The 14,300-nt window shown below is 68.5% G+C and carries 15 protein-coding genes and 1 pseudogene; 9 read left to right on the top strand and 7 right to left on the bottom strand.

What is annotated here, in order from left to right; all coding sequences use genetic code 11:
• Both E8A12_RS03340 and E8A12_RS03345 read right to left on the bottom strand, forming a co-directional pair.
• Nucleotides 1–673 (bottom strand): RNA methyltransferase (locus E8A12_RS03340; RefSeq protein ID WP_293366337.1); only part of this gene is annotated, 673 nt, incomplete at its 3' end.
• Nucleotides 670–1,620, bottom strand: a complete 951-nt coding sequence (locus E8A12_RS03345) for a class I SAM-dependent methyltransferase (protein ID WP_293366338.1) — start codon at nucleotides 1,618–1,620, stop codon at nucleotides 670–672. The genes E8A12_RS03345 and E8A12_RS03340, both read right to left, overlap by 4 nt.
• A 139-nt stretch (nucleotides 1,621–1,759) precedes the next feature.
• Here E8A12_RS03345 and E8A12_RS03350 point away from each other — a divergent pair, with 139 nt between their 5' ends.
• Nucleotides 1,760–2,395, top strand: a complete 636-nt coding sequence (locus E8A12_RS03350; protein ID WP_293366339.1) for a TetR/AcrR family transcriptional regulator — start codon at nucleotides 1,760–1,762, stop codon at nucleotides 2,393–2,395.
• A gap of 14 nt (nucleotides 2,396–2,409) precedes the next feature.
• Entirely contained in the window at nucleotides 2,410–2,775 is a 366-nt protein-coding gene (locus tag E8A12_RS03355; protein ID WP_293366340.1) for a hypothetical protein, read from the top strand.
• Here E8A12_RS03355 and E8A12_RS03360 read toward each other — a convergent pair.
• Nucleotides 2,772–4,889: a lytic transglycosylase domain-containing protein gene (locus E8A12_RS03360; RefSeq protein ID WP_293366341.1), complete on the bottom strand. Its 2,118-nt coding sequence runs from the start codon at nucleotides 4,887–4,889 to the stop codon at nucleotides 2,772–2,774. The genes E8A12_RS03355 and E8A12_RS03360 overlap by 4 nt on opposite strands.
• Before the next feature lie 124 nt (nucleotides 4,890–5,013).
• On the opposite strand from E8A12_RS03360, the gene dapA reads away from it, so the two are divergent.
• Genes dapA through E8A12_RS03375 form a run of 3 tightly spaced genes read left to right on the top strand, consistent with a single transcriptional unit; the run spans nucleotide 5,014 to nucleotide 7,101 of the window.
• Nucleotides 5,014–5,898 carry a 4-hydroxy-tetrahydrodipicolinate synthase gene (dapA, locus tag E8A12_RS03365; RefSeq protein ID WP_293366342.1) on the top strand — a complete coding sequence of 295 codons (885 nt, stop codon included), beginning with the start codon at nucleotides 5,014–5,016 and terminating at the stop codon, nucleotides 5,896–5,898.
• A 1-nt stretch (nucleotide 5,899) separates the two neighbouring features.
• Entirely contained in the window at nucleotides 5,900–6,373 is a 474-nt protein-coding gene (gene smpB, locus E8A12_RS03370; protein ID WP_293366343.1) for an SsrA-binding protein SmpB, read from the top strand.
• A gap of 2 nt (nucleotides 6,374–6,375) precedes the next feature.
• Nucleotides 6,376–7,101: a GNAT family N-acetyltransferase gene (locus E8A12_RS03375; RefSeq protein ID WP_293366344.1), complete on the top strand. Its 726-nt coding sequence runs from the start codon at nucleotides 6,376–6,378 to the stop codon at nucleotides 7,099–7,101.
• A gap of 3 nt (nucleotides 7,102–7,104) precedes the next feature.
• Here the strand turns inward: E8A12_RS03375 and E8A12_RS03380 are convergent, their stop codons facing one another.
• Nucleotides 7,105–8,499: a M20/M25/M40 family metallo-hydrolase gene (locus tag E8A12_RS03380; protein ID WP_293366345.1), complete on the bottom strand. Its 1,395-nt coding sequence runs from the start codon at nucleotides 8,497–8,499 to the stop codon at nucleotides 7,105–7,107.
• A gap of 150 nt (nucleotides 8,500–8,649) precedes the next feature.
• Here E8A12_RS03380 and E8A12_RS03385 point away from each other — a divergent pair, with 150 nt between their 5' ends.
• Complete coding sequence (locus tag E8A12_RS03385; RefSeq protein WP_293366346.1) at nucleotides 8,650–8,904, top strand: GlsB/YeaQ/YmgE family stress response membrane protein; 255 nt, start codon at nucleotides 8,650–8,652, stop codon at nucleotides 8,902–8,904.
• A 13-nt stretch (nucleotides 8,905–8,917) separates the two neighbouring features.
• Here E8A12_RS03385 and E8A12_RS03390 read toward each other — a convergent pair whose 3' ends face one another.
• Nucleotides 8,918–9,601, bottom strand: a complete 684-nt coding sequence (locus E8A12_RS03390; protein ID WP_293366347.1) for a uracil-DNA glycosylase — start codon at nucleotides 9,599–9,601, stop codon at nucleotides 8,918–8,920.
• A complete protein-coding gene (locus E8A12_RS03395) occupies nucleotides 9,588–10,196 on the bottom strand; it encodes an NYN domain-containing protein (protein WP_293366348.1) in 609 nt (202 codons plus the stop codon). The genes E8A12_RS03390 and E8A12_RS03395 overlap by 14 nt, the downstream gene beginning before the upstream one ends.
• Nucleotides 10,197–10,239: 43 nt before the next feature.
• Here E8A12_RS03395 and folK point away from each other — a divergent pair, with 43 nt between their 5' ends.
• On the top strand, nucleotides 10,240–10,740 hold the full coding sequence (folK, locus tag E8A12_RS03400) for a 2-amino-4-hydroxy-6-hydroxymethyldihydropteridine diphosphokinase (protein WP_293366349.1): 501 nt from the start codon (nucleotides 10,240–10,242) through the stop codon (nucleotides 10,738–10,740).
• Here folK and E8A12_RS03405 read toward each other — a convergent pair.
• Nucleotides 10,737–11,558 carry a hypothetical protein gene (locus tag E8A12_RS03405; RefSeq protein ID WP_293366350.1) on the bottom strand — a complete coding sequence of 274 codons (822 nt, stop codon included), beginning with the start codon at nucleotides 11,556–11,558 and terminating at the stop codon, nucleotides 10,737–10,739. The genes folK and E8A12_RS03405 overlap by 4 nt on opposite strands.
• A gap of 179 nt (nucleotides 11,559–11,737) precedes the next feature.
• Between E8A12_RS03405 and rpoZ the strand changes: the two genes are divergently transcribed.
• Nucleotides 11,738–12,097 carry a DNA-directed RNA polymerase subunit omega gene (rpoZ, locus tag E8A12_RS03410; protein WP_293366351.1) on the top strand — a complete coding sequence of 120 codons (360 nt, stop codon included), beginning with the start codon at nucleotides 11,738–11,740 and terminating at the stop codon, nucleotides 12,095–12,097.
• Between the two features lie 119 nt (nucleotides 12,098–12,216).
• Nucleotides 12,217–14,121: pseudogene (locus E8A12_RS03415) on the top strand (bifunctional (p)ppGpp synthetase/guanosine-3',5'-bis(diphosphate) 3'-pyrophosphohydrolase); the annotation flags it as partial.
• Nucleotides 14,122–14,300 lie beyond the last annotated feature (179 nt).

The following is a 14,300-nucleotide window of genomic DNA, read 5'->3' on the forward strand; positions in this document are numbered from 1 at the left end:
GGCCCTGCTGCTCGTTGCCCATTACGATCAGGGTTGGGCGCGCGTATGCGGCCTCGCGATGATCGACTTCGGCGGTCAGCAGGGTCCCGACCACGGAACCCGGCCAGCCGTTGCGCCAGGCCGCGAACTCCGCCTCGGAGGCCTTGATCAGCGGCACGGCGAAGATCGAGCCCATGGTGGCGCGCACCGCCTCCACCGAATAGGGATCGCAGCACTCGCCCACCAGGATCACCCCGCCGCAGCCAGCCGCGTCGGCGGTGCGCAGGATGGTCCCGAGGTTGCCCGGGTCGCGCACCCGGTGCAGCGCCACCCAGCAGTGCGCGGCGTGCGGTTCGATCGTCGCCAGATCGGCGTACACCTGGCGGAACACGCCTACGACGGCCTGCGGATTATCCCGCCGGCTCACCTTGGCCAGGATGTCCCGGGTGACCTCGATCACCTCTCCGTTGGCGGCGAGGGTCGCGGCCACGGCGGTCTTGGTCAACGGATGGGCGCTGGCGTCGGGCCCGTGCATCAGGATCGCCGGTGCGTGGCCGGTCTCGATCCCCTCGATCACCGCCTTCAGGCCCTCGGCGACGAACAGGCCCGTCCCGTCGCGTTCCTTGCGCAGGTGCAGCGCGCGGACGGCCTTCACCGTCGGGTTGGCCAGCGAGGTGACCGCGCGGCTGCTCATGACTGCGCCCCGCTCGCCTGCCATCGGGCAAAGAAGCTCATGCCGATTTCGCGGGCGCCGTCTTCCTGCACCAGGGCCAGCTCACCCCATTCGATGGCGCCGCTACGGCCCTTCAGCTTGTCAGCCAGCAGCCCTGACAGGGCCGCGCCGCTGATCCGCTCGGCATAGGCGTTCAGCACCAGGAACTTGGCGTTTTCCGAAAGAAGTTCGGCGCATAGGCCGGCAAGTTCAGGCAGGTCCTCGAACAGTCTCCAGACCTCGCCGTCCGGCCCGCGGCCGTATTTCGGGGGGTCGAGGATGATCCCCTCGTATTTCGAGCCGCGCCGTACCTCGCGCTGGACGTATTTGCGCGCGTCCTCGGTGATCCAGCGGATCGGCCGCTCGGCGAGGCCCGACAGCGCCGCGTTCTCCCGCGCCCAGGCCACCGCGCGCTTGGAGGCGTCCACATGGGTCACCGCCGCTCCCGCCGCCGCCATGACAAGGCTGGCGACGCCGGTATAGCCGAACAGGTTGAGGACCCTGGGCTGGCCGCGGTCCGCCGCGCCGCGCACCGCGGCGTCCAGCCATTCCCAGTTCGCCGCCTGCTCGGGAAAGAAGGCCAGGTGGCGGAAGCTGGTGAAGCGGCCATTGAACTTCACGTTGCCCCAGCCCAGCGGCCAGGGTTCCCCATTTGAAAGGAGGGCCGCCTGGCCCTTCAGCTTCCAGCGCCCGGCGTCCTCCTCGTCGGTGGGATCGAACACCGCATCGGCGGCCTCCCAGGCCTGGGCGGGCAGGGCGGGCGTCCACAGGCATTGTGGCTCGGGCCGCACCACGGTGAAGCGGCCATAGCGTTCCAGCTTGCGGCCGTTCCCACTGTCGATCAGCCCATAGTCGGCCCAGCCCCGCGTGCGCATCACGCTGGGCAGGTCGTTGACGACGGGCGTCCTTGGGGGCTCCGAGCCGCTCATGGTCCGCGCTTACGCGGTCGCGGGCCGCCTCGTCCAGACGAGAAGCGCGTCCGGCGCGCCCTCGCAGTGGTTGTAACCGCACTTGTCACAATGGCGGAATTGGGGTCCCGTAGCGGAAGGGAACCATAGAAAGACGCCATTGTCGGTCGCCGTCACACCTCCACGCCGCTCCGCCCGCAAGGCCAAGGGCGACGGCCATCTCCGCCGCGCCGAAATCCTCGAGGCTGCTGAACGCATCTTCATCGCCGAGGGCTATGAGGGCGCCACGATCCGCAAGATCGCCGACGAAGTGGGGGTCTCCTCGACGGCGCTCTACATGCACTTCCAGGATAAGAGCTGCATCCTCCTCGAGATCTGCGAGGGGACGCTGAAGCTGCTGCTGGAGCGCAACCGCGAATTCGCGTCCCGGCCGCTCGACCCTGTGGTGCGGGTGCGGATGATGCTGGAGGCCTACATGCGCTGGGGCCTGCAGCATCCGAACGCCTATCAGCTGGTGTTTTCCGGACCGCGCATCATCTCCGCGGCGCCCTGGCCCGAGGGCACGGCCGACATGGGCGCCCAGTGCTACGACATCTTCCGCGGCGTGGTGCGCGAGATCGCCGCCTGCGCGCGCCTGCGCACCGGCTCGGCGGATTCTGCGGCCCAAGCGCTGTGGATGTCCACGCACGGCGTGGTGGCGCTCTACGCCTCGCGTCCGAACTTCGGCTGGGCGCCGGCGGACGAGCTCATCCAGGTGACCCTCGACGGGCTCCTGAACGGCCTCATCACCGACTGACGGTCAGCTTGCCGATGCGTTTCACCAGATGGGTGTTCAACGCCGCAGGCATCTATGGCCTGATACTGCTGACGCCGTTCCTGTTCCTGGAGCGCCGGATCGCCGCGCCCGCGGCCTTGCTCAGCCATCCGGAATACTTCTACGGCTTCGTCCTGGTGGGGATCGCCTGCCAGGTGCTGTTCCTGATCATCGCCCGGGACCCGGTGCGGCTGCGCCCGGCGATGATCGCCGGCATGATCGAGAAATTCCCCTTCGCCTTGATCGTGCCGGTGTTGTGGATGCAAGGGCGGGTTCAGACGCCGGTGGTGGTCTTCGCCGGCTTCGATTTCCTCTGGGGAATCCTCTTCGCCGCCGCCTACCTCAGGACGCCGAAGGGTTAGCGCCCGGTCGTCGAGCTGTCGGCCAGCGTCGGCAATGGGTTCACGGGGGCCACACCGTAGGCGCCGCGCTTGAGGTCGGCCGAGAGCGTTATCGGGATCGAACCGCCGGCCAGCTTGGCGCGATAGACCTGCATGTTCTCCATTACCCGCATGACGTAGTTGCGAGTCTCCGAGAAGGGGATGCACTCGATAAAGTCCACCGGATCCGTCGCGCCGCCGCGCGGGTCGCCGCAGAACTGTGTCCATTGGGTCGGCCGGCCAGGCCCGGCGTTGTAGCCGGCCGCCGCCATCACGTAGGAGCCGGAGAACTGACTCACCAGCTGACCCAGGAAGCTCGCGCCGAGGCGCATGTTGTACTCGGGCTCGTCCAGCTGTGACGGCGAATAAGAAACTCCGATGCGCCGGGCGAGGATCTTCGCGGTGGACGGCATCAGCTGCATCATGCCCCGCGCGCCGGCGCCGGAGCGCACGTTCGGGTCGAAGCTGCTTTCCTGACGGGTGATCGCCAGCACCAGGGCCGGCTCCGCCGCGCCTCCGTCCGGCGCGCTGCGGATCGGATAGGCCCGCTGCGGCAGGATGTAGCCGCGCTGCGCCGCGGCGCGGGCGGCCTTCATGGAAAGCTCCATGTCGCCATAGCCGCGGGCCAGGTCAACCAGCTGCGCCTCGTCCTCGACGGTGGGCAGGATGTCGTCGAGGTTCAGCACGAACACCTTGAAGAGGTCGCGCTGGCCGTAATCGAACAGCAGGCGGGTGGCGGCGATCTCGTCGCGGGCTTCGAACGCGGCGTGGGCCTCGGAACTGATCTGCGGATCGGACGCGAGGGTCAGGCGTTGACCCAGCTTTTCCGCAGCCAGCATGCCGTAGAAGCAGGTGTTGTAGCGCGCGGCCTGGGCATAGAACCCCTGGGCGGCGGTCTTGTCGCCGCGCACTTCGGCGGCGCGGCCTTCCCAGTAGAACGCCCGGCCGCGGGTCACCGGCGAGGTGCCGATGCGCTCCAGATTGGCGAAATGCTTGGCGGCCTTGGCGGGGTCGTTGAGCTTGGTCAGCGCCAACCAGCCTGCGTCGAATTCTGCGTCGGCGCCCGATGCGCCGGTGGTCAAGCCGCTGTCGGCCGCGGCGGCGTAGGCCAAGTGCGCGTCGCCGGCGCGCAGGGCCGAGAGCACCAGGTGGCGCCGTTCGTCCCAGATGCGGTCGCCCTGATCTGCGCTGGTCACCTCGTGCGGGAAGTAGCTCACTTCTTCCAGCGCCGGCATGTCCATGCCTTTGCGGCGCAGGAAGGCGGCGCGCTCGAAGGCCACGCCCGGCGACTGGGCCAGATCGGGCGGCAGCATGGCCACCAGGTCCGTCGCATCGCGGGCGTCGCCGCGCAGCGCAAGGCGCGCTCGGGCCGCCTGCTGCTGATCGGCCGGCAACAGGGCCATGATGTCCCGTACGGCGCCCAGCTCCTTGCCGTAGAGCAGGACGTCGGCGCGGCGCAGGTGGTCCTCGCCGGTCAGCACGTCGCCGAAGCGGGCCAGCATGGCGCGCTGGGCGTTCTCGTCGAAGCTCTTGTCGCGCCACCAATGCTTGACCAGCGCGGTGGCGTCGGCAGTGCGGCTCAGGCCGCGGTAGGCCGAGGCCAGCGCCATGGCCCCCTGGGCCGTGGCGGGCTCGGAGCCGGCGAACCAGTCGACCACCTGTTGCGGAGTCTTGCCGGCAGTCTCCAACAGCCGCTCGGCGGCGGCCTGGCGGCGCTGCGCGCGGGGCCAGCCGGCCAGCTCGCGCCGGGCGTTGTCGACGTCATAAAAGCCCACCATGTCGGCGTCGCAGTCGATCAGCACCCAGGTGGCGGTCTTGCGGGCGAGCCCGTCGCCCATCTGCGAGATGGCGTCGCGCGCGCCATTTACATTCGCCCGCCGCGCCGCTTCGATGGCCTGGCGTAGCAGGCCGGCGTCGCGGTCGGTGAGGCGGTGCGAGGCGTTGGCCGGCTGCAGCGGCGCATCGCCCATGACCGAGGGCTTGGTGACGCTCTCCAGCAGGTCGCCTAGGGGATCGACGGTCTGGGCGCGCGCGGCCACGCTCGCCATCGCGGCGACGCCTGCGATCAACACGGCCTTGCGCGCTAGTCTGTTCACGTGACGCCCAACGGAACCCGAAACGAATCAATAGGACATTGCGGGCAATGCCTACCCGATCATATTGTCGCGCCGAATCTGAACGATGCCTTGCCAGGCGTCCAATCACGGCAATTTGCATTCCATGACCGAGCCTATGTTCCGGGGCGTCCTTCCCGCCCTCGTCACCCCGTTCCGCGATGGGGAGGTGGACGAAGACGCCTTCGTGCGCCTCGTGGAGCGCCAGATCGCCGGCGGCGTCCACGGCCTGGTGCCGGTGGGCACCACGGGCGAGAGTGCGACTCTTAGCCACGATGAGCACCGCCGGGTTGTCGAGCTTTGCGTCGCCACCGCCGCGGGCCGAGTGCCCGTGATCGCCGGCGCCGGCTCCAACTCGACCCGTGAAGCCATCGAGCTGGTCCGCCACGCCAAGACCGTGGGCGCCGACGCGGCCCTGGTGGTTACGCCCTACTACAATCGCCCCAGCCAGGAGGGCCTCTACGCCCACTATGCGGCGATCAACGACGCTGTGCAGATGCCGGTGCTGATCTACAACGTGCCGTCGCGCACCGCTGTCGACATCTCCAACGACACGCTCGCGCGCCTCGCAAAGCTGCCCAATATCGTCGGAATCAAGGACGCCACCGGCGATCTGCCCCGCGCCAGCACCCAGCGGCTGATGTGCGGCGAGGATTGGGTCATGCTCTCGGGCAACGACGACACCGCCCTCGGCTACATGGCGCACGGCGGCCACGGCTGCATTTCGGTGACCGCCAACGTGGCGCCGGAACAGGTCTCCGCCTTCTTCAATGACGCCATGGCGGGGCAGTGGAAGGGCGCGCTCTACGGCCAGGACCGCTTGATCCGCCTCCACAAGGCGCTGTTCTCCGACGCCTCGCCGTCGCCCGCCAAGTTCGCCCTGGCGCACCTGGGCCTCTGCGCTGAAGAGGCGCGCCTGCCGATTGTGCCGGCCAGCGAAGCGTCCCGAAAGGAAGTCCTCGCGGCGATGCGGGACGCGGGCGTGATCTGACATGGCCGCCTCCGAGACCCCGCGAAAGCTGATCGCGGAAAACCGCCGCGCGCGGTTTGACTACTTCCTGGAGTCCTTTTTCGAGGCGGGCCTGGCGCTGACCGGGTCAGAGGTGAAATCCCTGCGCAATGGCCGCGCCAACATCGCCGAGAGCTATGCGGCGGTAGAGGGCAACGAGATCATGCTCGTCAACGCCGATATCCCGCCCTACGCCCAGGCCGGCCCGCATTTCAACCACGAGCCGCGCCGCCACCGGAAGCTACTCCTGAAGCGCAAGGAGATCGACAAGCTGATCGGCGCCGTGCAGCGCGAGGGCCGCACGATCATCCCGATCAAGCTCTTCTGGAACGACCGGGGCCTGGCCAAGCTCGAAGTGGCGCTGGCCAAGGGCAAGAAGGACCACGACAAGCGCGAAGCCACCGCCGAGCGGGACTGGCAGCGCGACAAGGCCCGGCTCATGCGGGAGAAGGGCTGAGCTTGGACGGCCCGGAGATCGAGCGCCTCGAGCGCGACACCGTCGCCGCGGTCGCCCCGCCGGATGTCCTGGAAATCGGCGGTTGGCTGGTTCCTCTCGACAACGGCACGATCGGCCGGGCCAAGAGCGCGGTTCCGCTGCGCCATGATCTCGGTCCCGAGGCGATCGGCGAGATCGAGCAGGCCTATCGCGACCGGGGCCTGAAGCCCGGCTTTCGCATCGCCGAGGCGCAGGCGCTGATGGCGGTCCGCGCCGAGCTCGGCCGCCGCGGCTACGCGCCGGAGCAGCCGACCGTCTTCAAGACCGGTTCTGCCGCAGAACTCGCCGCTTTTTCAGAATCTTCCGCGACAATCCTGGCGCGCCCAACCGACGCCTGGGCGGCGGTTTTCCTTGGCGAGGGCTTCGACCCGGCGGACGGCGCCTTCCGGGTCTCGGTCCTCAGTCGCTCGCCGGGCGCGGTCTATGGCGCAGCCGGCGAGGGCGATCAGGTTCAGGCGGTCGGGGCGATGAGCTTCGGGAAGGTCTGGGCGGGCATCCACGGCATGCGCACCGCGCCGGCGCACCGCGGCAAAGGCTACGCCAGCGCCATCCTCGGCGCCTTCGGCCGGGAGGCCCGTTCGCGCGGCTTCGAAAAGGTGCTGCTGCAGGTCGAGGCGCCCAACCCGGCGCGGCGCATCTACCGCGCCGCCGGATTCACGCCGGTCTGGACCTACCGCTACTGGCGCTGACGCCTACTTCGCCAGGTCCTTGAGCACGCTCTCCCACTGGAACAGCGATCCGTCGATGCTGGCGATCGGCACGCGCTCGTTGAGGCCGTGGGCGAAGTCGTCGGAGCCCTTCATGAACGCCCCGCCGACGCCATAGGCCGGTACGCCCAGCGCGCGGAAGAACATGGAGTCCGTCGCACCTGCCGACATGTTCGGCACGATCGGCAGGCCGGGATAGCGCGCGTGCACAGCCTTGGTGACAGCGGCCAGCACATCGGGACGCAGGGGCGAGGCGCCGGCGTCGATGGCCCCGTCGTTGGCCCGCTCGATCTTCGCCTGCGGGTCGGCGATCACCTGGGCGATCGTGGCGCGGACGCTGTCGGACGAGACGCCGGGGAAGATGCGGCAGTTGACGTTGGCCGTCACTTTCTGCGGCAGGGCGTTGGTGGCGTGGCCGCCCTCGATCATGGTGGCCACGCAGGTGGTGCGCAGCTGGCCCACGAAGTCCGGATCGGCGGAAAGCACGTCGATGGCGGCCTGGTCCTTCGGGTTGGCGACATAGCGGCGCAGCGCATCGCCGACCGGTCCGGGCAGCACTGGCGCGGTGGCCTTGAACCCGGCCATGGTGATCTCGCTGGTCATCACCGGGAAGCGGTAGGCTTCCAGTCGCCCCAGATCGTGCGACAGCTGGTAGATGGCGTTGGTCTTGCCCGGCCGGCTGGAGTGGCCCCCGGGATTGGTGACGACGATCTGGAAGTCGGCATAGGTTTTTTCGGCCGCCTGGATGCCGTAGCCCAGCGGCTTGCCGTCCTCGCTGAGCTCGCCGCCGCCGGCGTCGCCGTTCAGCACCAGCTCGGCGTTCTTCAGATCACCGGCGAACTTCCGCGCTGTCTGCTGCAGGGTCTCCTCGTCGCCCGAGAGCGCCAGGATCACGTCGCGCCCGGGTTTCCAGCCCTCATGGCGCAGCTTCGCCAGGACGGTGATCACCATCGAGACGTCGAACTTGTCGTCGATGGCGCCGCGGCCGAAGACATAGCCGTTCTCCACCACCGGGGTGAACGGATCGCGTGTCCAGTCGGCGGGCTTGGCCTCGACCACATCCATGTGGTCGATGACCACGATGGGCTTCTTCGAGGGATCGGTCCCGGGATAGCGGGCCACCAGGATCGCGGTGCCGAGCAGCGGTTCGATCTTCACCTCGTCGGGCTTGTAGCCCCCCTTCACCAGCACGCTTTTCAGGTACTCGGCGTAGGGTTTTACCTGGTCGCCGGGGATCACGGTGCGGAAGGCGATGCCCTTCTTCAGCAGGTCCAGGGCCGCATCGTGCTCGGCGGGGTCGACCTTCAGGTCCTGGGCGAAGGCGGGAACGGCGAGCACGGCGGCGCAGGCGGCGAGGCCGAGGAGCAGGGGCGTCTTCAAGGTTGGGGAATCCATGGGAGGCTTAAGCTGGCGCGAGCCTAGCGGGGCCGGGGCCGGCCGTCTCTGGGAACCTTTCGCCACCGGTCAAGCTTAGGTCACCCACAGGACGCCGCGCCGACTTGGCGCCGCGCCAAACAGCGGAAACAACCCATGGACACCCACAGTCTGATTGCTTGGCTGATCATTGGCGCGGTCGCCGGCTGGCTGGCCGGGACCTTCGTGCGCGGCGGCGGCTTCGGCCTGATCGGCGACATCGTGGTCGGCATCATCGGCGCCTTCATCGGTGGCTGGCTGGCCGGCGTGCTGCACATCCACGTCGGCACCGGATGGATCTCGGCGATACTGACCGGCTTTGTGGGCGCCGCCCTGCTGCTGATCATCCTGCGGGCTGTTCGACGGGCCTAGCTCTCCAGGACTTTCAGGCCGCCCGACCGTCCGACCATCCAATCAGCGTCCTTGCGCGCCGGAACACCGCCTCGAACATCTCCGGCGTCAGCCGCCCGGTGTTCGTGTTGAGCCGCGAACAATGGTAGCTGTTCAACACCACATAGGGCCCCGCCTGGAATTCCGTGCCGTGGCCTGGCAGGCCGGCCGAGGCCTTCAGCCCCAGCGCCTTCAGTACGTTGCGCCGCGAGACGTCCCCCAGGGTGACGATCACCTTCAGCCGGGGCAGGGCGGCGATGCGCGCGGTGAGGAACGGGCGGCAGTGGTTCTCTTCCGAGGTCTCCGGCTTGTTGCCCGGCGGCGCGCAACGCACGGCGTTGGAGATCATGCAGTCGACCAGCTGCAGGTCGTCGTCGCCATCGGGATCGTAGTCGCCGGTCGCGAAGCCGCACTTCTTCAGGGTCGCGTAGAGCAGCATTCCGGCATGGTCGCCGGTGAAGGGCCGGCCGGTGCGGTTCGCCCCCTGCCGGCCGGGGGCCAGGCCCGCCACCAGCAACTGCGCGTCCTCATCGCCGAACGAGGGCGCGGGACCGTTGAACCAGTTCGGGTGCGCCGCGCCGTTCTCCGCCCGGTAGGCCACCAGCCGAGGGCAGAGCGGGCAGTCGCGCGGCGGTTCGGGATCGACGCCGGCTTCGGGCCCCCAGCTAGACCTCGGCATCGGCCTCGGGTTCGTCCTCGTGCCGCCGTTCGCTGCGCGCTTCCTGGATGAACCGCGGCAGGCGCGAGGGCCGGCCGATGATGTCCGACAGGTCCGCCAGGTCGACGAAACTGTCCGCCTGCCGGCGCAGGTCGTCCGAGGCCATCGGCGGCTGCGACTTAACGGTCGAGACCACGGTCACCCGCGCGCCCTTGCGCTGCACCGCCGCGACCAGCGCCCGGAAGTCCCCGTCGCCGGAGAACAGCACCAGATGGTCGGCGCCGCCGGCGGCCATCTCCATCATGTCGACGGCGATCTCGACGTCCATGTCGCCACGCCAGCGCTTGCGGCCCTGGCTGTCGGTGTATTGCCGCGCGGCCTTGGTCACCAGCGAATAGCCGTTGTAGTCAAGCCAATCGACCAGCGGGCGGATCGGCGAGTACTCCTCGTCCTCGACCAGGGCGGTGTAGTAGTAGGCGCGCACCAGGACGCCGCGCTTGCGGAACTCCTCCAGGAGCTTGCGGTAGTCGATGTCGAAGCCCAGGCCCTTGGCCGCGGAGTAGAGGTTCGAGCCGTCGATGAACAACGCCAGGCGGTCGGTGGGGTAAAAGGTCATCGTCTCAAAATTCCCAATGTCGAAATATGCAGGCGCCGATGGCGTGGGGCTGGATCAGGCGGTGATCGTGGCCCTGGGTTCCAATATGCCCGGCGATCACCCGTCGTCCGAAGCCTTGCTTGAATCGGCCCTGTCGCGGTTCCCCCAGGCCGGATTGCCCGTGCTGGCCCGATCGCGCTGGTGGAGCTCTGCCGCCTGGCCCGATCCGAAGGGCAAGGAATATCGTAATGGCGTCGCGATTGTCGAGGCGAACGGCCCTCCCGGCGCGGTTTTGGAGGCGCTTTTTGCCATCGAGCGGCAGTTTGGCCGGGAGCGGGGCGAATTCAACGGTCCACGCACCCTCGACCTCGACCTGATCGCCTATGGCCGCCAGGTGAGCGACGGTCCGGGCCTCACCCTGCCGCATCCCCGGGCGCACGAGCGCCTCTTCGTCATGGGGCCGCTCGCCGAGATCGCGCCGGACTGGACGCATCCGGCGCTGGGCCGGACGGCGGTCGAACTGGCGGCAGCTGCGAGGGTCGGGCGAGACGCCCGGCCAGCCTAGGCCACCACCCGCCGGCGCCGGTCGTCGCGGGCGATCTGCAGGCCGCGGGGGCCAGGCGCGAGGGTCCAGCGGCCGGGATCGACCAGGTCGGGATCGAGGGTGGCGGCCACGAAGGCGGCCTCCATGACGAGGCCGGCGGCCAGCTTCGGCGCTACGGTCTCCGCCGTCAGCGCCATCAGCCGGGCGGCCACCACGGAAAGCGCGATCGGCCAGTGGGCTTCGTTGAGCACCGGTTCATCGGTCATCTCCAGCGGCATGGGCGCGGTTACGATCCGGCGAACCGAGGGCCATAGGACCCGCAGCAGATGCTGCGGCCGGGCCAGGTTCCCGCTGCCCTCGAGCGCCTGCAGCCGGCCGATCTCGCCCCGGGCGGCGGCCTTGGCGATGGTCCGTTCCAGCTCCCAATAGTCGGCGAAGTCGGTGCGCGCGGCGCCTGCCTTGGAGGCGGCCTGCACCACGAACCGCTGCAGCGGAAACCCATGGCCGAAGCCCAGCAGCAGCGGCGCGCTCACCCAGCGGCCAGCCAGGTAGCGCTGGCCGTCCTCCGAGCGGCGCAGCATCAGGCTCTCGGGCGCCACGAGGTCGCGCCGCGCCGTCAGCAGCTCGCCCTGTTCCAGCGCCGAGTTCTGCGCGGCGAACCCCACCAGGGCGCCGGCGGCCACCAGCAGGGTCTGGGCATGGCCCCCGCGCGGCGGGATTTTTTGGGACAGCAACCGGCGCACGGCCGCGGTCGCCAGGTTGGCGCGGTTGAGCGACTCCGGCTCCCAGGGAAAGCGTTCCTGGCGGGCAGGGGGCCCCGAGGACGGTTGGGGCGACATCGCGGGCTCCGGGGGCGATACTGAGGCGCCACCCTAGCTTCTCATCGGTTGAGCAATTGCAACCGGGCGTGGTGAACGGGAAGTGACAGCGGGTCACGGGCCCCTGAGGCCTTTGCGGCATTGCACAATGGTCCCCGAACCTCTATTTTCCTCGGTTCTCCCCCCGTTCCGAGGATTCCATGGCTCGCGTCACTGTCGAAGACTGCATCGAAAAGGTGCCCAACCGCTTCAACCTCGTGTTGCTGGCGGCGCATCGCGCCCGCGCCATCTCGGCCGGCGCCCAGATCCTGGTCGACCGCGACAACGACAAGAACCCCGTGGTCTCCCTGCGCGAGATCGCCGATGACGTGGTGGACGGCGAGGAACTGCGCGAAAGCGTGATCGCCTCGCTGCAACGCGTCGACGAGCGTTCGGAAGCCGAGGAAGAGGCCGAGACCCTGGCCCTGCTGGCCGATCCCACCCACATGCAGATGAGCGAGCTGGAACTGGTCCGCGCGCTGCAGAGCGACCGCGATGGCGGTCAGGAGGAGCGGTACTGAGCCCGGAAGGCGCAGAACCTCTCACGACCAAGGCGGCGCCTGAAACCGCCGCCCCCTCTAAGGACGCCCCAACTCCCGCCGCAGTTCCCCTCAAGGGGGTTGCGTCCACGCGTCCGAAAATGCTCCGCCAATTCGAGCTGATCGAGAAGGTCCGCTCCTACGACCCAACCGCCGACGAGGCGCTGCTGAACCGCGCCTATGTCTACGCCATGCGCATGCACGGGGCGCAGAAACGGGCCTCCGGCGATCCCTATTTCGCCCACCCCATCGAGGTGGCGGGCATCCTCACCGACTATCGCCTCGACACCGCGACCATCGTCACGGCTCTGCTGCACGATGTGATCGAAGACACCCCGGTCACCCGCGCCGAGATCGACGAGCTGTTCGGGACCGAGATCGGCGAACTGGTCGAGGGCGTCACCAAGCTTTCCAAGCTGGAGCTCTCGTCGGAGCATCTGCGCCAGGCCGAGAACCTGCGGAAATTCATCCTGGCGATCAGCCGCGACGTCCGCGTCCTCTTGGTAAAGCTGGCCGACCGCCTGCACAACATGCGCACGTTGCAGTTCATCGCCAGCCCCGCCAAGCGCGAGCGGATCGCGCGCGAGACCTTGGACATCTACGCCCCGCTCGCCCGCTCCATCGGCGTGCACCGTATCTGCACCGAGCTGGAAGAGCTCGCCTTCGAGCACCTGAACCCGGTCGCCCGCGACGCCATCGGCCGCCGCCTCGAGACCCTGCGCCAGCAGCAGGGCGGCGCCGTTTCGCTGGTCTCCGGCGAAATCGCCGAGCGGCTGGCGGAGGGCGCGATTCCCGCCCGCGTCTTCGGGCGCGAGAAGAACGCCTATTCGATCTGGCGAAAGCTGCAGCGCAAATCGATCGGCTTCTCGCAGCTTTCCGACATCTACGCCTTCCGGGTGATCGTCGACAGCGAGGACGATTGCTATCGCGCGCTGGGCGTCATCCACCGCGCCTGGCCCTCGATCCCCGAGCGGTTCAAGGACTTCATCTCCACGCCAAAGCGCAACAACTACCGGTCCCTGCACACGACGGTGGTCGGGCCGCGCGGCATGCGCATCGAGATGCAGATTCGCACCGAGGCCATGGACCGCGTGGCCGAGGAGGGCGTGGCGGCCCACTGGCGCTACAAGGACAAGTCCTACGGCTTCGACCTGGAGCATCAGAAGGCCGCCGGCGGCCGCGACCCGCTGGTCAACCTGCGCCACCTCGTCCAGGTGCTGGAGCACGGCGGCGACGCCGAGGAACTAATGGAGCATGCCAAGCTCGAGATGTTCCTCGACCAGGCGTTCGTGTTCACGCCGAAGGGCCGTCTGGTCAGTCTGCCCACCGGCGCCATGCCGCTGGACTTCGCCTATGCGCTGCACACCGACATCGGCGACACCTGCATCGGGGTGAAGATCAATGGCGAGCTGAAACCGCTGCGCACGGTCCTCCAGAACGGCGACGTGGTGGAGGTGATCCGCGGCGGCAAGCCCGTGGTGCCGCCGGACTGGCGCTCGATCACGATCACCGGCCGCGCCCGCTCCGCCATCCGCCGCCACATCCGCCAGACGGAGAAGGAGGAGTTCACCCGGCTGGGCCGCGCCACCGTCGACCAGACCTTCGAGGCGGCCGGCAAGTCGCGCAAGGACGTCTCGCTCAGGCCTGCGCTCGACCGCTTCGGCGTCGCCACCGAGGATGAGCTGTTCAGCGCCGTCGGCCGCGGCCGGGTCTCGCCGCCGCAGGTGCTGGAGGCTCTGTTCCCGGGTCTAAAGGCCGACGAGAAGAAGGCCGCTGCGGCGCGCCACCGCATCGAGGACGGCAAGGCCGCCAAGCTCTACGTCCGCGGCGGAGGCCTGACGCCGGGCGTCAGCATCCACTTCCACGAGGGCTGCTCGCCGGTGCCGGGCGACCGGATCGTCGGCATCATCGAGGATGACGGCAAGGGGCTCACCGTCCACACCATCGACTGCGACAGCCTGGCGGCCTTCGAGGACCGCGAGGAGGCCTGGCGCGACCTGCAGTGGCAACTGCTAGAATGCGAGGGTGCCGTTTCTCTTTGCTGGTGGGAAGTTGCACAGTTGATGGCCCATATTGGGTTAGTGCAATAAATGTTCGCATGGTTGGCTATTCCACGTGTCAAAAATGCTTTGTGACACCCAGAGGTTCTTCTTATGCATTGACCTTTCTGTCGCAAGTCGCTGAG

Origin of the sequence: Phenylobacterium sp. (assembly GCF_004799395.1) — a bacterium.
Taxonomy (GTDB): Bacteria; Pseudomonadota; Alphaproteobacteria; order Caulobacterales; family Caulobacteraceae; genus Phenylobacterium.